The sequence below is a fragment of the Streptomyces sp. NRRL B-24484 genome, assembly GCF_000717715.1.
GTDB lineage: Bacteria > Actinomycetota > Actinomycetes > Streptomycetales > Streptomycetaceae > Kitasatospora.
This window is the reverse complement of record NZ_JOAI01000022.1, coordinates 60,131-80,244: the sequence shown is the minus strand read 5'-3', so window position 1 is coordinate 80,244 and position 20,114 is coordinate 60,131. Positions and strand designations below refer to the sequence as shown.

The 20,114-nt window shown below is 72.7% G+C and carries 17 protein-coding genes and 1 pseudogene; 12 read left to right on the top strand and 6 right to left on the bottom strand.

All coding sequences use genetic code 11. From position 1 onward, the window contains the following. Nucleotides 1–20: 20 nt before the first annotated feature. Nucleotides 21–1,298: a hypothetical protein gene (locus IE98_RS0120705; protein ID WP_030270980.1), complete on the top strand. Its 1,278-nt coding sequence runs from the start codon at nt 21–23 to the stop codon at nt 1,296–1,298. An 815-nt stretch (nt 1,299–2,113) separates the two neighbouring features. Here IE98_RS0120705 and IE98_RS0120695 read toward each other — a convergent pair. Further along, the gene (locus IE98_RS0120695; RefSeq protein ID WP_030270978.1) at nt 2,114–2,674 is read right to left on the bottom strand and encodes a hypothetical protein; all 561 of its coding nucleotides are present in this window, start codon (nt 2,672–2,674) and stop codon (nt 2,114–2,116) included. A gap of 1,031 nt (nt 2,675–3,705) precedes the next feature. On the opposite strand from IE98_RS0120695, the gene IE98_RS0120690 reads away from it, so the two are divergent. After that, nucleotides 3,706–4,857, top strand: a complete 1,152-nt coding sequence (locus IE98_RS0120690; RefSeq protein ID WP_030270976.1) for an FAD-dependent oxidoreductase — start codon at nt 3,706–3,708, stop codon at nt 4,855–4,857. A 338-nt stretch (nt 4,858–5,195) separates the two neighbouring features. Here IE98_RS0120690 and IE98_RS49270 read toward each other — a convergent pair whose 3' ends face one another. Further along, nucleotides 5,196–5,333, bottom strand: coding sequence for a hypothetical protein (locus IE98_RS49270; RefSeq protein WP_159400992.1), 138 nt, complete (start codon nt 5,331–5,333; stop codon nt 5,196–5,198). A gap of 724 nt (nt 5,334–6,057) precedes the next feature. Between IE98_RS49270 and IE98_RS52620 the strand changes: the two are divergent. The 6 genes and pseudogenes from IE98_RS52620 to IE98_RS0120655 all read left to right on the top strand — a co-directional run. Further along, nucleotides 6,058–6,251: pseudogene (locus IE98_RS52620) on the top strand (MFS transporter); the annotation flags it as partial. Nucleotides 6,252–6,392: 141 nt separating this feature from the next. After that, nucleotides 6,393–6,956, top strand: a complete 564-nt coding sequence (locus IE98_RS44820) for a hypothetical protein (RefSeq protein ID WP_052390745.1) — start codon at nt 6,393–6,395, stop codon at nt 6,954–6,956. A 201-nt stretch (nt 6,957–7,157) separates the two neighbouring features. Continuing rightward, a complete protein-coding gene (locus tag IE98_RS44815; RefSeq protein WP_052390744.1) occupies nt 7,158–7,553 on the top strand; it encodes a hypothetical protein in 396 nt (131 codons plus the stop codon). A gap of 135 nt (nt 7,554–7,688) precedes the next feature. Then, the gene (locus tag IE98_RS46550) at nt 7,689–7,961 is read left to right on the top strand and encodes a GntR family transcriptional regulator (protein ID WP_234443610.1); all 273 of its coding nucleotides are present in this window, start codon (nt 7,689–7,691) and stop codon (nt 7,959–7,961) included. Nucleotides 7,962–8,352: 391 nt separating this feature from the next. Beyond that, entirely contained in the window at nt 8,353–8,556 is a 204-nt protein-coding gene (locus tag IE98_RS0120660; protein WP_030270971.1) for a cold-shock protein, read from the top strand. Between the two features lie 14 nt (nt 8,557–8,570). Then, on the top strand, nt 8,571–8,918 hold the full coding sequence (locus IE98_RS0120655) for a ParB N-terminal domain-containing protein (RefSeq protein ID WP_052390743.1): 348 nt from the start codon (nt 8,571–8,573) through the stop codon (nt 8,916–8,918). A gap of 185 nt (nt 8,919–9,103) precedes the next feature. Here the strand turns inward: IE98_RS0120655 and IE98_RS0120650 are convergent, their stop codons facing one another. Beyond that, nucleotides 9,104–9,400, bottom strand: coding sequence for a DUF3303 family protein (locus IE98_RS0120650; protein ID WP_030270969.1), 297 nt, complete (start codon nt 9,398–9,400; stop codon nt 9,104–9,106). Between the two features lie 396 nt (nt 9,401–9,796). Here IE98_RS0120650 and IE98_RS0120645 point away from each other — a divergent pair, with 396 nt between their 5' ends. Then, a complete protein-coding gene (locus tag IE98_RS0120645) occupies nt 9,797–10,732 on the top strand; it encodes a MerR family transcriptional regulator (RefSeq protein ID WP_030270968.1) in 936 nt (311 codons plus the stop codon). A gap of 647 nt (nt 10,733–11,379) precedes the next feature. Then, nucleotides 11,380–11,826 carry a hypothetical protein gene (locus IE98_RS0120640; RefSeq protein ID WP_030270967.1) on the top strand — a complete coding sequence of 149 codons (447 nt, stop codon included), beginning with the start codon at nt 11,380–11,382 and terminating at the stop codon, nt 11,824–11,826. A gap of 13 nt (nt 11,827–11,839) precedes the next feature. On the opposite strand, the gene IE98_RS52275 is transcribed toward IE98_RS0120640, so the two are convergent. From IE98_RS52275 to IE98_RS0120620, 3 genes are all read right to left on the bottom strand, one after another. Further along, nucleotides 11,840–12,562, bottom strand: coding sequence for a transglycosylase family protein (locus IE98_RS52275; protein ID WP_030270965.1), 723 nt, complete (start codon nt 12,560–12,562; stop codon nt 11,840–11,842). A 570-nt stretch (nt 12,563–13,132) separates the two neighbouring features. Continuing rightward, nucleotides 13,133–14,371, bottom strand: coding sequence for a phospholipase D-like domain-containing protein (locus IE98_RS0120625; RefSeq protein WP_420706207.1), 1,239 nt, complete (start codon nt 14,369–14,371; stop codon nt 13,133–13,135). A gap of 958 nt (nt 14,372–15,329) precedes the next feature. Beyond that, entirely contained in the window at nt 15,330–15,863 is a 534-nt protein-coding gene (locus IE98_RS0120620) for a DUF4383 domain-containing protein (RefSeq protein ID WP_030270961.1), read from the bottom strand. A gap of 333 nt (nt 15,864–16,196) precedes the next feature. On the opposite strand from IE98_RS0120620, the gene IE98_RS0120615 reads away from it, so the two are divergent. Together IE98_RS0120615 and IE98_RS0120610 are read left to right on the top strand one after the other, a co-directional pair. Continuing rightward, nucleotides 16,197–18,731, top strand: a complete 2,535-nt coding sequence (locus IE98_RS0120615) for a cation-translocating P-type ATPase (RefSeq protein WP_030270959.1) — start codon at nt 16,197–16,199, stop codon at nt 18,729–18,731. Nucleotides 18,732–18,831: 100 nt separating this feature from the next. Then, on the top strand, nt 18,832–20,097 hold the full coding sequence (locus IE98_RS0120610) for a DnaJ C-terminal domain-containing protein (RefSeq protein ID WP_052390742.1): 1,266 nt from the start codon (nt 18,832–18,834) through the stop codon (nt 20,095–20,097). The last annotated feature ends 17 nt before the right edge of the window (nt 20,098–20,114 follow it).

The window sequence follows — 20,114 nt, the reverse complement described above, 5'->3', positions numbered from 1 at the left end:
CACAGCGCAAGGAGCCGAGCATGAACCGTGCAGTGTCGCGCCTGGCCGTCGGCGGCGCCGCAGCCGTCCTCGTCACGGCGGGAATCCTCTTCACCCACGACGAGCCCTCGCCGCCCGCAACGCCCACCGTCCCGGCCGGGGCCGCCCGCCCGGCCGCAACCGCCACGCCCACCATGTCCGTGACGCGGCTGTCCGGCACCAGCCGCATCAGCACCACCGAGTCCGCCGGCGCCATCCTGCGCGGCTGCCCCGCGGCCATCCCCACCCAGCAGGACCTGCAGGACACCAACGTCCAGTGCGCCCCCGTCGAACGCCTGGCCACCGGCACCACCGTGCAGATGCGCTGCTGGCACGACGTCACCGGCCGCTACGCCCGCCCGGCACCCGAGCACAGCACACTCGGCGCCGACACGCAGGGCCGCTGGTTCTACGTCACCGAGCTCGACGGCGAGCACCCGCAGACGTCCGGGTTCCTGTACTCCGACGTCATCCCCGTGCCCGAGCAGATCCGCACGCCGGGGTGCAGCGACGAGATCTACCGGCAGTACCCCGTCCACCCGCGCGCCGAGCCCGCGCACCCGACCCTCACCGTCGACGGAACGTGCACCACCGACGGCGGGACCCTCGTCGGCCGGACCTCCGGCTTCGCCGAGGGCGTCGAGTACTACATCGACGCCGCCTACCCCGACGGCCGGCCGTACCCGGTGAAGTCCGCGACCAAGGGCCGCGCCGACGGCACCGTCGCCTGGACCTGGCCCTGCAAGGGCGACCCCGCCGGCACCTACACCACCTCCATCGGCAGCATGGACGGCTCCGTCAGCACCGGCACGGTCTCCTTCACCATCGGCGCCGCCGCCGCGGCCCCGCAGACCCGCACCACCACCCCACCGCCGGCACCGGCCGCCGCCCCGGCCGACACACCCGCCCCGGCCGGGCCCGCATCCCCGCAGCCGGTCCACGTCACCGTCTTCGACCAGGTGACCAACGGCGCGACCCAGCTGCGCGAGGACACCCCGGCCTACCTCTCCACCCGCACCGTCGCCAGGTGCCGCCTGTTCAACTGCAAGGTCGACGGCACCGACATGCACAGCGGCGCCGGCCTCGACGCCCTCTGCCAGCTCCAGGGCGACCGGATCACCAACGGCGAGGACAACAACGCGATCGACGACCGCAACCCGGGCCTGTTCACCAGCACCCGCTGGTACAAGGCCCGCTCGGCCGACGGACGGGAGGGCTACATCTCCGAGGTCTGGCTCGGCAGCGGCGACCGCGGAGGCCGAGGCCTGCCCACCTGCTGACGCCGGGCCGCCGGCCCCGACTGCAGACCGCGCCCCGCGCGGCTGCAGCAGGTCGGCACGGGCCGCAGCGCCGGGCGAGAAGCCGGACGACAGGGCACCGGCCCCGTCCCGCTCGGCCCGGACGCGGCCGAGCGGGACGGCGAGGACGGTGCGATCGGGTACCTGCGGCAGGAGTACCTCGCCCGGCGCAGCGACCGGCTGACGGATCCGACCGCGGTGGGGGCGGCGGTGCGCGCCATGTCCGAGGTCACGGGCGACAACGTGCCCTCGGGGCGGGCGGCCGGCCGGGGCGGGCCCTGGCCGCACGAGCCGTCCTCGACCTCGCCCGGGGCCTGGTCGCTGCCTGTGTGCGGGCGGTGGACTACGGGATCGACGCGTTCGCCGATCAGCAGCGTGCCGAGCGGGAACTGCGTGGGCTGGAGGCCGTGGGCGCGCAGGGATGACCGCTCCCGCCGCAGTGCACCCCTCCGGGGCCGGGCCGCCGCGCGTCCGTGGGGTGAGTGCCGAAGGTCGCGTTCCGGCCGGCCGGGTCTGTCCGGATCGGCGGAGTGGCGGACTGCACCCTGTGTTGACCGGTAGTCATGGACGCGGCGGCCGGTTCGGCCGCGGCCGGGGGCTCTGCAGGAGGGTGGGCCGGCTACGGGTGCACCGACGGAGGTGCCGGCCAGGCGCAGGCGTCACGCGCGTCAGCGAGACAGGGTGGCACCGCTCCGCGGTACCACCCTGTCTCCCGTGCGGGTTACGGACCGGGTCGGCCAGTCGGTCCCTGCGGGCCTTCGATCCGCCGGCGTCCGTAGATCATTCCGCAGGCCTCGTCAGCAGCTCATGATCGTGCCGGTGGAGACGCCTGCGCCGAATCCGCCGCCGCCGTCCCCGCCGTAGCTGAACGAGTGCCAGGAGCTGTCAGCGTAGCCGCCTGTGTAGGCGGGCCCGGATGGGCTGGTGCTGATTCCGAACCATCCCCGTGCCTGGAAGTTCTTCGGCGCCGCGTAGTTGTCGATCTTGATGGGGATTGTGCTGATGCCGGAGTAGTAGTTGGTCCACGGGCTCGTCACGTGCTGGACCTGCCTCATGTTCTCGTCGACGATGTCCAGCGACATGGACCAGTACTCGCTGGGGACGTAGCAGTGCAGCATGTAGGTGTCGGTGTCGATCTCGGCCCAGACGGTCCGCTGGTCCGGGCACGAGTTGTAGTACAGCGACACGGTTGCGAACACGGTCTGGCTGTGGGTGTCGCGCCAGACGTGCGGTCCGGGCATCTGCGAGAACCCGCACGCGGCAGCCGCCGGCTGGGCCGTCACCATGACGAGGCCCGACACGCTGATCACCGCGGCGAGCAGGAGCGCCAGCTTGCGGCGGATCGTGGCAATTCTCAACGCAGTCTCCGATTCAGAGGTCGAATGCGCGCCGGCCCGAAGACCGCTGCTCCGAGGAGTGCCGACCCCGCGGCAGGGCAGCCCGGGACACCGAAGGCCAACACCACATCGTGACAACCGAGTCGCCGCGGAATGCAGACGGAATCCGGACAATGAAGAACGGGGCCGCCGGTCGCACCTGCCGGGTTCTGCGCCATCACACCCGCCGACGTGCCGCGGTACGTGGCAGTGGTCTCCCCGTGCCCCTGTTCTGCGGCGAGGCCAACGGGATGCTCGTCAGCCTGGGTGTGCGAGTGCTGTCGATGCCCTTCGGCGGGGTCCAGCCGGTCCTACGGCTGACGACGGACGGAGTGGCGTCGTCCTCGACGGCCGGGAAATGCCGTGGGCCCGCAACCGGTGAAGGGGGAGAGGCCCACGGCGACGGGGCGTCAGCTGTTCCTGTGGGGGATCGACTGCAGGACGGCCTCCCCGCCGGGCTCGCTCTGGACGACGGCCAGCAATGCCCCCACGAGCTGAAGGGCGGCGCGGGCGTCGACGCCGGCCCGGATCGTTCGGGCGGCGGCAGTGCCGTCCCTCAGGTCCGGGTGCAGGGTCAGCGAGGCGGGAACGGCCTCAGCACGCTGGGTCGGGGACGGCCGCCTGGCGGCCGGAGCAGACCGGGTTCACATCAGCGACCGGAGCGGAGCCGTCGGCGGCCGCCGCACTCGCCCGGGCCGTCAGGTCGTCCCGGCGGGCCGCTGCCCTGACCGGCTTCAGGTCATTCCGGCCGGAGAACGGCGAGTAAACCCGGTTTACTCGGGCGCTGTCGAGTCTCCTTGAAACGGCCACCCCGCTCGCCACCCCGTTTGGTTGTGGGCTCAGCCAGGAGGGTGTGTCCGCCTGACAGACAGCTGATCTGCGGTGTCGGTGCTGTGTCGGAGCGCTGTCGGGGGCTGTCGGCCGGATGCCGGTGGCTCGTCAGCGGAGGCTGGCACCTTTCCGGAGACGGCCGGCCGGAGCTCACCGGGCGGCCCGATCCCGAAGGAGCCACCATGCACACCCCAGTCACGATCATCGGCGCCGGCCTCGGCGGGCTCACGCTGGCCCGCGTCCTGCACATCCACGGCATCCCGGTCACGGTCTACGAGGCCGATGTCTCCGCGTCGGCGCGCACGCAGGGCGGAATGCTCGACATCCACGACTACAACGGGCAGCTCGCCCTCGAAGCGGCCGGCCTGATGGAGGAGTTCCGCGCCATCGTCCTGGAGGGCCGCCAGGCGATACGGGTACTCGACCGGGACGGGACCGTCCTGTTCGAGGAGGCCGACGACGGCACGGGCGGACGCCCCGAGGCGATGCGCGGCGAGCTGCGAGGCATCCTGCTCGCATCGCTACCGGCCGGCACGGTCCGGTGGGGGCACAAGGTCAGTCACGCCCGAGGCCTCGGCGAGAGCCGCCACGAGGTGACGTTCGCCGACGGCACCACCGTCGTGACGAGCCTTCTGGCCGGCGCGGACGGCGCCTGGTCACGGGTCCGGCCGCTGCTCTCCACCGCCACACCGCAGTACACCGGCACGTCGTTCGTCGAGACCTACCTGTACGGCGCCGACACCCGGCACCCCGCCGCCGCGAAAGCGGTCGGCAGCAGGTCGATGATCGCTCCCACGCCGGGCAAGGAGATCTTCGCTCACCGGGAAAGCGGCGACACCCTGCACACCTACACGGCGCTGTCCAAGCCGCAGGACTGGTTCGCCGACATCGACTTCACCGATGCCGCCACAGCGACCGCGCGGATCGCGGCCGAATTCGACGGCTGGGCACCGGAACTCACCGCGCTGATCACCAGCAGCGACACCGCGCCGGTCCTGCGCCCCCACTACGCACTGCCGACAGGGCACCGGTGGGACCGGGTGCCTGGGGTGACCCTTGTCGGCGACGCCGCCCACCTCGCAGCCCCGAACGGCGAGGGCGCCAATCTGGCCATGCTCGACGGCGCCGAACTCGGCAAGGCCCTCGCCGCGCACCCCGACGACATCGAGGCCGCGCTCGGCGAGTACGAGCAGGCCATGTTCCGCCGCAGCGCCGAGATCGCCACTTTCGAAGGTGCCGAGGTCCACCGGATCGACTCCGCGGGCAACACAGTCCACGGCCTGATCGACATGTTCACCCAGAAGGGCCAAGGAGCCACTCAGGCACCGAGCTGATGCCCCCTCACCCCCGGGCCCGCTGAGCGTCTGAGCACCTGCAGAATCTTCAAGAAACGCCGCGGGGAAATGCTGTGGGCCCCGCACCCCAGTGAAGGGTGAGGGGCCCACAGCGCCGGAGTGCCAGCTGTTCCTGTGGCGGATCGACTGCAGGACGGCCTCCCCGCCGTGCTCGCTCTGGACGATGGCCGGCAGTGCCCCTGCGAGCTGAAGGGCGGTGCGGGCATCGACGCCGGGCCGGATCGTTCGGGCGGCGGCAGTGATGTCCCGCAAGGGGAGGGCTGTGCCGCTCCGCTCCTCAGGTGGTTCGGGTTCGCGGGCGACCGGCGTGGGCGGGGTCAGAAGGAGCCGAGGACGACGGGCAGGGTGAACAGTTCGCCGTTGCCGAAGGTGTCGGTCGCGGCGGCGCGCACGGAGCGGGCGTCGAGGTCGATGCCGCCGGTGCCCGCACAGGGGGGCCGCAGACGAGGACGCACTGGAGGATCCGGGCCGCTCACCGGCGGGTCAGGCCCTTGGCCGGTCCCGGGGGCCGACCACCAAGGTCACTGGTGCGGCGGCTGTTCGGCGGCCGTCGACGGTTCCTTCGCGGCGTGGGGTGGGTGGGTCTCCTCGCCGTCCTGTCGTCGGTCCTCCGGCCATACCTCGAAGCCCTGTGACATCCCCGTCGGCGGTCCTGAGCGAAAGCATCCCCGGATCAGCGCCGTGAGCCTGCGGACCGCATCGGGTCTCCCTCCGAGCTCCACTCTCACCGCTCCCGCTCCCGGGGCGGCGGGGGCGACTGGTGGTGTGGCGGCACCTGCGATCGGGGCGGAGGTGTCCACCTGCCACCGCGCTCGTTCCGCTGTGTCGGCCGGGGCGGCGTAGTCCCCGGCGGTGAGGGGGGCCGGGGCGGTGGTGAGTCTGAACGATTGCGCCACGGTGTCGGCGACCACCTGGGCCACGGACGGGTCGCCGGAGATGGTCATGTGGACGATCGCGCTTGGCGCTCGTGTGTGTTCCCCGGTCATGACGCGCCTCCGTGGTCGGCTTCTTTCAGGGTCCGTCGAAGCGTGTCGTCTCGCATCCACAGCGCAGCGGCGGTGCTAGGGGGGCGTACGCCCGCGGGAGCCTTCGCCGGTCCCTGCGCGCTGTCACGTCCGAGCCGGAGTTCTCCACCGTCGTGTCGAGGTCGCCCTCGGCCCCGTGCCGGCAAGGAGGCCGAGTTTCTACGAGGTCAGCGACCGCGGCACCGACATGGGCCCACTGGTCTTCGGCCTCGCGTACCAGATCACCGGCAGCTGTCGCTCGGCGATCATCTCCCTGCTGTGTTCTTCGTCATCGGCTTCGCCGTGCTGCTGAAGGTCCTGCTCCGGCGGACCGTCGAGGCCGTCGGCAACCCCGTTCCCGAGCGGCTCGGACGGCGGGGTCAGCCGGGACGGCCCGGACTCCCGCTCCGGTCGTCCCGGACGCCCGCCCCGGCCGTCGCCCCGCCGCCCGCCGGGGCACTTGCCCCGGCCGTCCGACGACGGACCGAGTCCGGGTAACGGGCGCTGAACGTGAACGCCGCCGCGATCAGCGCGACCGGGATCACCCAGTTCAGCCCGGGCTCACGCACCTACGCGTTCGACCCGGCGCCGCCGGAGGCCCCGGCGGAGCACCCGGTCGCCCAGGACCGCGACCCCGCCGACGTCCTGGTCACCGAGGCGTGGGACTGGATCCGCCCCGTCGAGGCGATCGGCGACGGTGAGCGGGCCCTGCCGCACGTGGTGGGCCTAGGCAACACGGCGTTCCTCGCGGCGGCCGGCCGGCTCACCATGGCGCTGTCGGAGCCGGTGCACGAGCTCAACCCCGTCTTCGACCCGAAGATCCCCGGCAGCTGGAAGTGCGACTTCTCCACCGCGGCCCTGGACCTGCGGCTGCCGAACCCGTTCACCCGGACGGCCTGCCGCCGACCGGCCCCGCCTGGTACACCACTCCCAAGTTCGCCTACGCCCGCGAACTCGGCCTCGACGTGGCACCGACCGAGAGTTGGCTGCGGCACGAGTCCGGGCCGCGGCTCGACCCGTGGCACAAGCGCCTGCGTGCCGTCACCACCATGGAGCGGCTCGGCGTGCCGCTGAACCTCGGCGAGAGGACCCGCAGGCGTTCCTGGACGCCAGGGCCGGCCTGCAGGAGCACGGCGACCCGGTCGAGCCCGCCCTCCTGGCCGCGGCCAAGGCGACCGCGAAGGGCGGCGTCGGCAAGCTCCGCGAGCGCCCCCGCGGCGCCTCCTACCGGCCGGGCCAACGCCGGCCCGCACTGGAGCGCCCGACCTGGGCCCCGTGAACCGCGCGCTGATCATCGACACCGCCACCGTCAACCAGCACCGCAGGATCCGCCGCCACGCCCCCATCACCGGGCAGTTCCCGCTCGCGATCCTCTCCGACTGCACCGTCTACCCGGCCCCCGGGCCGTCCGCCCCGGACCTGCTCCGCGGCCCGGACGGCATGCTGACGACGGTGTGGCGGCTCGGGATCTCGCCGGGCCTGTGCAAGCACGAGGGCACCCGGACCATGGACTGGGCCGTCGGGTTGATCGCCGACCACACCAACCCGGGCCGGCACGTCAAGGGCGGCGACGCCGTCGCCGAGGGGAGTAGCCGATGGACGCCATCGACCGCGGGCCGGAACGCGCCCTGCAGACCCAGCCCATCCCCAAGACCCTCCGAGGCAGGGTGAACTTCCTGGTCCGGCAGCTGAAGGGCACCCGGAACGTTGCCGCTGCGCTCGGTGTCTCGATCCGTTCGGTCGAGCGGTGGCGCAAGGGCGCCGGCATCGGCCCCGACAACGCCCGCAAGGTCGAGGACGCCGTCCGTGAACGCTGGCAGCCCCGCGTGCGGCAGCGGGTGCGCGACGCCGCCGAGGCCCACGGCATATGCCGTGGTGGCGGCAGGTCGCAACGTGATTGCCGAACGTATCGAGTCTGGCGAGTATCTGCCCGGTGGCCGGATTCCTTCAGTGGTGCGGCTGCAGGCCAAGTTCGGAATTGCTTCGGCCACTGCGCTGAAGGTGTACGAGGCGCTGCGGACGGACGGCCTCATCTGTGTCAGGCCGAGGGGCGGCTCTTTCGTCGAAGCCCAGGCATGACGAGACGCCCCGCACCCTGGGGAGTGGGCGGTACACCGCAGGTATTCACCCTTGGGGATACCTCTGTGGATAACTCGACCGGGTGTTCGTTGCCAAATGTGCGGGTCCGGCAGCCGAGGACACCGTTGCCGGACCCGCGAGGGGTCATCGTGGCAGCCGGGACGATAGGCAGATATGACGCCCTCAGCCCGGCTTCCACGGCACGGAGGGGCTTGTGCGCGTCGCCCTGCGGTCTTCCACGGGCCGGAGTAGCGTGTTGATCAGCAGTCGTGGTTCCGAGTTTTCGCCCGCGGTCACAGGCCGCGGGTGTTTTGCTGCCTTGGGCCATGGCGATCACCTCCGCACGGGCCGCACAGTGCGTGCCCGGCACCGATTGCGACAGGACACCAGCATGGCCAAGGGCACTGTGAAGTGGTTTAACGCCGAGAAGGGTTTCGGCTTTATCGAGCAGGAGGGCGGCGGCCCCGACGTCTTCGCCCACTTCTCCAACATCGACGCGCAGGGCTTCCGCGAGCTGCAGGAGGGCCAGAAGGTCGAGTTCGACATCACTCAGGGCCAGAAGGGCCCGCAGGCGGAGCACATCCGCCCGGCCTGATCCCGCGCCATGCGGTGCCCGGCTCCGTCTTGGTGCCGGGCACTGCGGTGGTTGGTGGAGAACACGACCTCGGCAAGCTCGCAGAGGCCATCACCGCGGTGGGGCTACTCCACCCGGTCGTTGTCACCGCGAACCTCGACCTCCCCGCCGGCGGCCGCCACCTTGCCCTTGCCTGCTTCCTCGGCTGGACCGAAGTCCCAGTCACCGTCGTCGACCTGACCACGGCCGAGGAGGTACTGCGGGCGGAGTGGGAGGAGAACACCTGCCGCAATGCCACTTTCGCCGCTGGAGGCGAGCTGTGCCCGGGGATCCGGCAGAACAAGGGCGGTCGGCCGCCAAAGGGTGGCCCGGGCAGCTCGTAGGATGCGATCCGGGAGGAGCCGGAAACCTCAGCCAACTTGGCTGAGGTCAAGCAGTCGCCGTTCCACCCGGCAGGCGCGTTCAGTTGCGTCAGCAGGCACCGGCAACGGGCACCCGTCGGTCGAGAAAGTCGACGAGATCCGCCGGGCGGCAGTGGTGACCCTCGGGGCGGGGCTCGGGTTACGGCTCAGTTCGAGGCGTACTTCTGCAGGCCCGCCTGGACATCGTCGAAGTTCATCACCGGGAGGAACGTCACCTTGGCGCCGAGGTCCTGGAAGAACGGCTCGGCGACCGTCGGGATGTCCGACGAGTCCTTGAGATCGAAGACGATGTAGCCGGTCCGCAGCCCTTCCTTGGTCCCGAAGTACGCGGCCTCCGGCTTGATCCGGTCGAGCACCGATTTCATGGTCGTGGCCAGCGTGTTGTCGGTGATCGCCTTGTTCGCCTTCTCGGTGTCCATCTCGACCGTCAGCAACACCCTCATGGTGGTTCCGCCTCTCGTCGGAGTGCTGGCACATGCGTGCCACCTGCCAAGCGTGGGCATGGGCCGAGGCGCTCGCAGCCGGGGCAGGGCATCGGAGTGAGGTCAGTCGAACCCCTGCCCCGTCCCCGCCACGAGGGCCATGCCGGGGCCTCACCGTCGCCCGGGCCGAAGCCGACACCCTCCACCGCCTCAGTGCCGACTGCTCCAACGAGTCGCTCACGCCGTCCTCGCCCGCTGGCCTGCCACCACGTACGACAGAGGCCGCTGAGCCCAGTCGGTTCGGAGTCCGCCCCGAGCGCCCGGAGGAAACGTCAAGACCTGTGGCTGGGGGATGGTGTGCTGCCGGCAGGCGGATGGGCTTGAGTCTCCGGTAGGGGGAGGTGCGAGGGTGAGGGCATGGACGGCGCGCTCTACTCGATCGGTGATCTGGCCCGGCGGACCGGTCTGACGGTCAAGGCCATTCGGTTCTACTCCGACTGCGGGATCGTGCCGCCGACCGACCGCAGCCCGGCCGGTTACCGCCTGTACGACATCGACGCCGTCGCACGTCTGGACCTCGTGCGGACGCTGCGCGACCTGGGGCTGGACCTCCCCACTGTCCGGAAGGTCGTGGATCGCGAGATCTCGCTGCCCGAGGTCGCCGCGGCGCACGCCGAAGCACTGGCGACGCAGATCCGGCTGCTGCGCCTGCGGCGCGCGGTGCTCACGGCGGTGGCCAAACGCGGGTCCACCCCTGAGGAGATGGAACTCATGCACAAGCTGGCCAAGCTCTCCGAGGACGAACGCCGACGTCTGGCCGACGACTTCCTCGACACCGTCTTCGGCGGCCTGGACGCCAACCCCGAATTCGTGGGGATCACGCGCTCGATGACTCCCGAGCTTCCCGACAACCCCGAGGCCGAGCAGGTCGAGGCGTGGGTCGAGCTCGCCGAGCTGTCCCAGGACCCGGACTTCCGCGCCTGCATGCGGCGCACGGCCGAGCACTATGTGGCCGATCGCGCCCAGGACGGCACCGCACGCCTGCGCCGCGACGCCACCGCAGCGGTCCTTGACCAGGTCGGCCCGGCACTGGCCGCCGGCGTCGCCCCGTGCTCACCCCAGGCGGACCGGGTCGTCGCAGCGGTCATGGCTCAGTACGCGCACGGCTTGGGCCGACCCGACGACGTCGACCTTCGGCGCCGATTGTCGACCCGACTGGAGACCGCGAACGACCCGCGCAGGGAGCGGTACCTTCAGCTGCTCGCGGTGATCAACGGCTGGTCGGCGCCGGAAAGCGTGGCGCCGGCGTTCGACTGGTTCATCCAGGCGTTGGGCGCCCGGATCCCGGCGTAGCGGGCCGGTCAGGCGACGCGGCGTCGCCCGACCGGTCATGCCGCCTTCGTCCGGTGGCGTTCGACCAGCATCCTGTGCTCGCGGGACAACCCGCGCAGCGGCGCGAGACCGGCGTCGAACCGGACTTCTCCTTGAGATCCCGGACCGCTGCCGGCTGCTGGCACGAGGAGGTCGAACGCGACCACCGGCAAGCTTCCACGCGGACCACGGAGCGCAACTGACGGCCGGCCGGCTCCCGGCACGGGACCAGCAGCAGCCCCGAGCGGCTCTGTCGGTGGTCGCCGCCACACTGCCGGCCGGGGGAGGTCTGAACGGGAGGCACGGTGGTGATGGGGCGTCCGCGGAAGGACCTGCGGGATCCGGCAGTGGTCATGCGGGAGACAGGGTTCGAGCCCATGGAACCCTACCCGGGAACGGCTCTCCCGTGGGGCTGCCGGCACGAGGCGGGCGGCAGGGAGGTGACGCCCCGGCTGGGCAACGTCTCCACCGGACGCCAGGGCGGTTGCCGGTTCTGTGAGGCAAGGCACCGACCCCCAGACGAGGCCGCTGCCCTGATGCGGCGCGGAGGACGAGCCGGGCTGGCTTCGGTGCCGGAATCCCGTGAAGCTTGATGGCGGGGCCGATTCGATGTCCAGGGGGTGACGCCTGTGGGTGAGGGCCCGGTGCTGTGGGCGCTGGTGGTGCGGGAGACGGACGACGGCAGCGAGGTGGCGGAAGTCGTTGTCGAGGTCGACGCCGGCCACTGGGGCGGGCTGGCGACGGATGCGTGGGAGAGCGGGTTCGTGGCCGCGGGCGGGGTGCCGGTCTCGACGGGGACGGTGCAGGTCCGCTCGGGCCGGTTCGAGCGGCTGGTGCTGGTCGGCGGCCGCGAGGTGTGGGAGCCGAGGCCCGTGATGGAGACGCCGCCGACGTGGCTGTCCGCGGCAGCAGGGGCCGGCGGTGTGGTGGTGACCGTGGTGGCGCCCGGCACGTGGCCGCCCGATCTCTCCGACGTTCCGCCCGGCCGTCGGGCGCAGACCTTCGCGGACTGGCTGGACGACGTGCGGGCGAGCGGGGCGGCGCTGCAGGGCGTGGCAGGCCTCGACCTCGGCTGAGCCCCGCGGGGCGTCAGGGAAGGCGGAGGGCCTGTCCGGCCAGGATGAGGTCGGGGTTGTCGCCGATGGTGTCCTGGTTGGCCTCGTAGAGGGCCGGCCAGCCGCCGTCGACCTGCTGGGCCTGGGCGATGGCGTCGAGGGTGTCGCCGTCCTGGACCACGACCGTCGCCGAGCCTGCCGGGTCGGAGGTGGTGGCGATGTCGGGCTCGGCAGCCACGGCGCTCCGGTCGGTCCGGTCGGCGGCTGTAGCGGGCTGCCGGGCGGCGGGCTGCTGCGCCGGGCGCGGCGCGGGCACCGTGTGGCGGCCGGTCGCGGGGCGTTCGGCGGCCCGCGTGCCGCAGACCGGCCAGGGTGCGAGGCCGCGGCGGGCGGCGAGGTGTTCGGCGACGGCGATCTGCTGCTCGCGGGTGGCGAGGTCGGGGCGGGCCGCGTAGGCGGTGCCGCCGTTGGCACGCCACGTCGCCCGGTCGAACTGGAGGCCGCCGTAGTAGCCGTTGCCGGTGTTGGCGTGCCAGCGGCCGCCGCTCTCGCACGCCGCGACCCGATCCCAGTCGACGCCCTGCCCGCCGGCCGCCGGCGTCTCGACCGCCGCGTTCGCCGCGGTGGCGGCCGCGGCGGCGACAGACTGCTGCGGGGCTGCCTGGGCGGGGCCGGTGAAGGCGGTCCACAGACCGGCTGCGCAGGCGAGGGCGAGGAGTAACTGCAGGATCCGGTGGGCGACGGAGACGACGGGCATGGCGGAGCACACTCCCCGAGAGGGTCGGCGATCGGACGGCCGGCGCCCCGGGGCACCGCCCTTCCAGCGATCGCACACCAGGCGGCCGCGCCTGGGCCGACACCCCGGACACATCACCCGCCCGGCCCCGCGGAGCCACCCGCACACCGCACAGGCCGGCCGGCCCCGCCCGGGCCGTAGCGCTGGCCGCGCCGGTGCAGTTCACCGCGTTGTCCGCGCTGTTGATGCTCCACCGCCGCACCTTCGCTGCACAGGCACCCAACTGCACCTCGACCACCGCCCCGCCGGCATGCAACGCGTGCTGGAGGTCACCGGAACCGTCGGCCACCTCACGGACCGGCCCGCCGGCACGGCCGGGAGCACCCGCGGCCGGACCTCGCCCTGACAACCCGTCACCAGGTGATGGGCAGGGCCACACAGGAAGCGGAGTCGACGACCTCGGCAGCGGCCCACGCTCCGGGCATCGGGTCGCGCCACCCGAGGGGGCCAGAGCAGCAACGGCGGATACTCCTGAGAGGACCGCACCGCCCGTGCCGCGGTCGAGGGCAGACCCGAACCGCCTCCGGTGCGTCAGAGGAAATGCCGCACCGGCGTGGTGGCGACCTCCAAGGCCCGCCGGGCGAGCCCCCGGCGCCTCCACCTCACCGCCGTGACCGGCTCGCTGCGCAGCACGTCGTCCTCGAAGTGACGGTCGAGCAACGCGGTGAATCGCTCGTCGATCACGGTGAGCACGACCTCCTCGTCGTGGTCGAGGGAGCGCCGGTTGAAGTTCGCAGATCCGATCACCGCAGCGGTTCCGTCCACCGTCAGCACCTTGGCGTGCATCATCGTCGGCGCGAACCGCCACACCCGGATCCCGCACGCGGTCATCTGCTCGAAGTACCGCTCACCCGCGAGCTGGCAGACCCGCTTGTCGGTGTGGGGACCGGGAACCAGCAGCTCCACCTCCACACCGCGGCGGGCGGCCGCGCACAACAGGTCGACGAAGTAGGCGTCCGGCGCGAAGTAGGCCGTGGCGAGGCGCAGCCGCTGCTGCGCCGACGAGATGACCACCCGCATCAGGGTTTGCAGGTCCTGCCAGCCGACGCTGGCCGAGCCGCGGACCACTTGGACGACCGCGCGTCCCGGCTGGTCGTGCTCCTCGAAGCGGTCCGCCTCGTCGTACAGGGCGTCCGGCCGGCACTCCGCCCAGTTCTGGGCGAAGGCCGCGGCGATGCCGTCCACTGCCGGTCCGCGGACCTGGACGTGGGTGTCGCGCCACTCGCCGGGGTTCCGCGCGTCGCCGCACCACTCCTCGGCGATGCCGACACCGCCCGTGAACGCCGTCAGGCCGTCCACGACCAGCACCTTTCGGTGGCAGCGGTGATTCTGCTTCAGGGGCGACAGCCGTACGGGACGGCGGAACCAGGCGATCCGGACGCCGCAGGACTCCATGAGGTCGACCAGTTCGGGCTCGATCAGGCGGCTGCCGAAGCCGTCGAGCAGCAGCCGCACCCGCAGGCCCTCGGCAGCCTTGCGGGCCAGGGCTCGTGCGAAACGTCGGGCTATGTCGCCACGCCAGTACACGAACGTCATCATGTCGACGGTGCGGCGGGCTCCTTCGACGGCGGCGAGCATGGCGGGGAAGATTTCGTCGCCGTTGCGCAACGGGACGAGTTCGTTCCCCTCGGTCGCGGCGATGCCGATCAGGCCTTCCAGACGGCGCCTGAGCGCCTGACCGCGGTCGGTGGGCCCCGGACCGTCGGCGCCTGGCGCGACGGCGTACGGCACGGGTGGTGCGACGTCCTGTGCAAAGGCCTCGGACAGCACGGATTCTCCCTGGGGGCGAAGGACACGCACGGGCGACCCCGGCCCGGGACCGCCCGCCGGTGCCGGTGGGTGGCGGTCGGCTACCCGCTCGCAGCCGTTTGATGTGCCGGCTCGTCCGGGGCAGCGGTACGCGGCCGCCCTTGACCACCCCGCGCGCCGGATCGCCCCGTGCGAGCAACCGGGCTGAGCACTGGCGGCCGACCGGCCCCGCCGCGGGCCGCTGCGCCGTGCACGGACCACGCGGGCCAGGTGGCGTGGTCCGGCCGGGGCGGGGCAGGCGGTGGCCTTGGTTCGTTGACCTGCGTCCGGATGTGTCTTTTCCCCAAGCCGCAAGCTCGGTGCGAGCGCTTTGCCATGCGCTTGTGCGTGCCCGCTGCCTGCGGTGTGTGCTCGGACCTGGTCGAGCACTTCGCGGACGTGAGGGGCGACCGGCGCAGGAAGCGACGGGTTGGTGCAGCGGGCGGTGTCCACAGCCTCGCAGCGGCCGTCCGGTCGGCTCCTGTCCCAGCTGTGCTTGCGTTCGTGGCCCGGCACATCGCGCCTTGCGCGGGTCCGTGGCCGTTGGCCGCCAGCCATGGACAGCGGGACGACCGGCGTACCCGGGGGACAGGAACGGTCATGAGAACGCCGGCGGGCAAGGCGTGCTATCAGCCGAAAGCGCATCAGGTGCTGTGCTGCAGGTGCAGTTCGCTCGGCGACGACGGCGGCCGTGGCACCGAAGCGCTTCTGCTGCTCGGTGCCACGGGGCCGTCCAGCCGTGCCTGACGGGCTTCGCAGCGTGCCACATCGATGTGTCGTGTCCACCCGAGATGCCCCCGTACCTCCGCGCCGACGGCAGACACGGCCGCCGCTGCGCCCGGGCGCCCGTGGCGCCCGTGGCGCCTGCTTCGGTCGGCCCCGGGCGGTGCGGACCTCGCTGGTGGACACCCCGCCGAGTGGCGGGGCCGGACGGTGGCGCTCACGTCGTCGGGCCGCTGGTTGCCCGTCCGGGGGTAGCAGGGGTCAGGGCGGCGGGGCGGGTGCGGTCGGGTGCTCCGGGGTGGCGGTGGCGGTAGTAGGGGTTGTCCACCGGCAGCCGGCCGCTGACCCGTCCGTACATGCCGAAGGTGGCGATGATCAGTCCCATGGCGAAGCTGAAGAGCACGTTGGGCATCTGGAAGGCCAGGACGTTCGCGTCCGAGTCCAGCACTGCCAGGTTGGCGAATCCGCTGAGCACGAAGAGGCCGCCGACCGTCATGTTGACGGTGGAGGCGGTGTTGCCGCCGATGACCGCGCCGGTGATCAGGACGGCGGCGGTGACGATGGAGACGAGGCTGAGCAGGCCGTTGCTCGACAGGCCGACGATGTTCTGTCCTCGGGTGTTGAAGAAGCCGAGACCGTCCGCGAGGCCAAGGCAACCGAAGACGAGCAGCACGGCGCCGCAGAGGCCGGCGCCGATCCTGTAGACCTGGGCGAGCCGGTGGTCGACGGGGAGTTCGTCGCGAAGGTCCATGACCACACTCCAGTTGCTGTTCATGGGGGACCGTTGGCTCCCACTCTCCCGGGTGCCGCTCGGAACACCCGCTCGCACTGTTCCCGCAGCGTTGCCCCGGCGAGCGCGTGCGGCAACGGGACGGTTGTCGCACCTTCCGGGGCCGCCCGGCCCTGTCGAGTGGCGGCCGGCGGTACCACCATGGGGGCTGCCGACCGGTTGCGGGCGGACGGGCGCCCTCGGACGGCCCGCGCCGTGGCTGTTGCGGCCGGGCCGGCGGCCGGGGGCTGCCCGTGCGGGCTGACGGTGCCCGCGGCCACCGGCGTGCCGAGGCGACCTGGCAGGAGGTGGGCAATGACAGCGGCCGTCGAGCGTCGGCGCGGTCTGACCGGGCAGCAGGCGGACGCGCTGCTGGCACGGTACGGCCCGAACGAGGTGGCCCCCGCGGCCGGCACCCCGTTGTGGTACCGGATCGCCACCCAGTTGCGCGATCCCCTCATCCTGGTCCTGCTGGCCGCGGCGGTATTGACGCTGGCCACGGGCGATCACGCGGATTCGGTCGTTGTCGGGCTGGTCGTCGTCGTCAACACGGCCGTCGGCGTGGCCCAGGAGGTCCGCGCCGACCGGGCCGTCGCCGCCCTGTCGGCGCTCTGCACACCGAGGGCACGCGTGGTCAGGGACGGTGTCGAGTGCGAGGTCGCTGCGACCGGGATCGTGCCGGGCGACGTCGTCCTGCTGGGGGAGGGGGACGTCGTCCCCGCGGACGCCGTGGTGGCGGAGTCGTCCGCCCTGCTGCTCGACGAATCCGTCCTGACCGGCGAGTCCGTGCCCGTGGACAAGGACGCGACACACGATTCCGGCCTCAGCGCCGGAACGGTGGTGGTGCGCGGCCGGGCCGTCGCGACCGTCACTGCCACCGGCGCGGACAGCACCCTGGGCCGGATCGCCGTCTCGCTGCATCCGCGTCCGCAGCGCACACCGCTGCAACGCAGGCTGGCCGGGCTGGGCCGGGTGCTCGCCGCAGTGACGCTCGTCCTCTGCGCGGTGGTCTTCGCGGTGGGCCTGGTGCGCGGCCAGGACCTGGAGACGATGGCCGTCACCGCGATCAGCCTGGCGGTCGCCGCGGTTCCCGAGTCGCTGCCGGCCGTCGTCACTCTGGCGCTGGCCATCGGCGCACGCAGGATGGCCGCCCGGCACGCGGTCGTGCGCAGGCTTCCCGCGGTCGAGACCCTCGGTTCGGTCACCGTCCTCGCGACGGACAAGACCGGAACCCTGACGGAGGGCCGCATGGTCGTCGAGCATTTGTGGGGACCGGAGTGGGAGGCGACGATCACCGGGACCGGCTACCGGCCCACGGGCGAGATCCGCGCGACCGGCCCCCAGGGCGACGAGAGGGCAGTCGCCCTGCTGAGAGCCGCCGCACTGTGCAACGACGCATCCCTGCAGGCGCCAGCTGCAGGTACCGACAACTGGACGGCCCTCGGCGACCCGACCGAGGCCGCACTCCTGGCCGCGGCGGCCAAGGCCGGACTCGACCTCGCGGAACTCGTGGTGGAGCGCCCCAGGATCGGCGAACTCCCCTTCGACAGCGTCCGCAAACGGATGACCACCGTGCACCGGACACCGGACGGCAGAGTGGAGGTGTGTCTGAAGGGCGCACCCGAAGCCGTTCTGAAGCCTGACGTCCTCCTGGACGGCCCGGACCGCCTCGACCAGGCCCGCAGAGCGGCCGCCCGGCTGGCCGCCGACGGATACCGGGTGCTCGCCGTGGCCGCCGCCACGCGCGATGAAACGGCGGCCGCCACCGAGGCGGGACTGCACCTGCTGGGGCTCGCCGCACTCAGCGACCCACCCAAGCCGGCCGCCGCCGCCACGATCAGGGCCTGCCGCCGGGCCGGCATCACCCCCGTGCTCGTCACCGGGGACCACCCGGACACCGCCCGGGCACTCGCCGCCCGCGTCGGACTGACCTCCCCCGACCCGGATGGTGCGGCGGACGTCGTCACCGGCGCCGACCTCGCCGCCGGCGCCCACCCCGATCTCACCGCGGCCCGCGTTTTCGCCCGCACCGACCCGCAGCAGAAGCTCGACATCATCGACGCCTGGCGCGGGCACGGCGCGGTCACGGCGATGACCGGCGACGGCGTCAACGACGGCCCGGCCCTGCAACAGGCGGACATCGGTGTCGCCATGGGCCGCCGCGGCAGCGAGGTGGCACGGCAGGCCGCCGACCTGGTGCTCGCGGACGACGAACTGGCCACCGTGGTCTCCGCGATCGAGGAGGGCCGGCGGGTCTACGACAACATCCGCCGCTTCCTGCTGTACGCCATGTCGGGCGGCGCGGCCGAGATCCTCGTCATGCTGCTCGGCCCCACCGTGGGACTGCCACTGCCGCTGCGGGCCGGCCAGATCCTCTGGATCAACCTGCTGACCCACGGCCTGACCGGTGTGGCCGTCGGCGCCGAACCGGTCGCCGCCCGGACCATGAGCCGACCCCCGAGACCGCCGCACGAGCACATCCTGGGCGCCGGTCTGTGGCAGGGCGTGCTGCGCCTGGGCGTCCTGGTGACGGCACTGAGCCTCGCGGCCGGAGTGTGGTCCGAGGACCGCGGCGCAGCGTGGCAGAGCGTCCTCTTCCTGACCCTGCTCGCCGCGCAGCTCGGTGTGGTCCTCGGCCTGCGCGAGCGGCTGTTCACCCGGGCCAATCCCTTCCTGCCGCTGGCCGTCGCGGCCTCGGCGGTGCTCGGTCTCGCGGCGCTGTACCTGCCGGCCCTGCAGGACGTGCTGGGCACGGAGCCTGTCTCGTGGCCGGGGCTCGGTGCGGCCGTCGCCGCCGGCCTGGTGGCTTTCGGCGCGGCGCGGTTCGATCCGACCACGCGGCGGAGGTAGCCGGGCAGCGGCGGGGCGTGCCCGCGATGGGTCCGTCCGCCGGAGAGGTGGGGCCGGTCGGCCCTCACGGCGGCGACCGAGCGGGCACGAGGCTGGATGCATGGCGACCACCGGTGGCAGGGACTACTACGACGTCCTGGGTGTGCCCCGCGATGCGGACCCGAAGACGCTGAAGCGGGCCTTCCGGGAGCTCGCCCGCCGGTACCACCCCGACCTCAGCACGGAGCCCGGCGCGCAGGACCGGTTCAAGGAGGTCGCGGAGGCTTACAGCGTGCTGTCGGACCCGGAGCGGCGCGACGAGTACGACCGGCGCGGCACGGCCCGGCCCACCGTCGTGTCCGTCGAGGACCTGCTGGCGGGGCTCGATCTCGGCGACGTGTTCGGCAGCGCCGGCGGCAGGGTCTTCGGTGGGGGCGGCAACTTCTTCGGCAACCTGTTCGACGGCCCGTTCGGTGCGCCGCCGGAGGGCGGCGACGGGCGGGCCCCCGAACGAGGGGCGGACATCGAACTCGATCTGACCGTCCCGCTCTCGGCCGTGATGACGGGAGCCACCGGGACGGTGACCGTCCGCCGGCCGGGCGTCTGCCCGGCGTGCGGCGGGACGGGCGCCACCGGCGGTGCCCTGCAGCAGTGCCCCCGCTGCCGGGGCAGCGGGCAACGGGTCACCGAGCGCCGCCGCGGCAGCACCGTGCTGCAGCAGGTGACGACCTGTCGGGCGTGCGGCGGCCGGGGCACCGTGGTTCGGAACCCCTGCAGCACCTGCGGCGGCACCGGCAGGACGCTCGTGGAGGAACCCGTCAGTTTCCGGATTCCGGCCGGTATCGCGGAGGGAACGGTCTTCAGGCTGCTCGGCAAGGGCATGCCGCCGTCCCACCCGCGCGGGAAGTCGGGTGACGCTTTCGTCACCGTGCGGACGGCCGCCGATCCGCGCTTCACCCGCCAGGGTGCGGACCTGTGGCACGGGCTGGAGATCGCGGTGCACCAGGCCGTCCTCGGCGCGGCGCTGACCGTCCCCGGGCCGGACGGCCCGGTCCCGCTCAGCGTTCCGCCCGGTACCCAGCCGGGGGCGGTTCTCGACCTGCCCGGCCTGGGCCTGCCCCGGCCGGGCGGCCGGGACCGCGGCAGCCTCCGGGTGTCGGTGACCGTCCGCATCCCGGAGCTGCCCTCGGAGGAGGAGCAGGAGCTCTACCGCAGACTGGCCGCTCTCCACGCCCCGCACCTGCCCGTCACCCGCGGCGGGCCTCCGCAGGTGGACACCGGCGCGGAGGAACGCGAACCCTTCGGTGCCGACGGGACCGGTCGCCGACGCCATTGGTGGCACCGGTGGTGGAAGCGACGGGGTGGAGCACCGCACGACGGGATGTGAGGGCTTCTCCGGCCTGC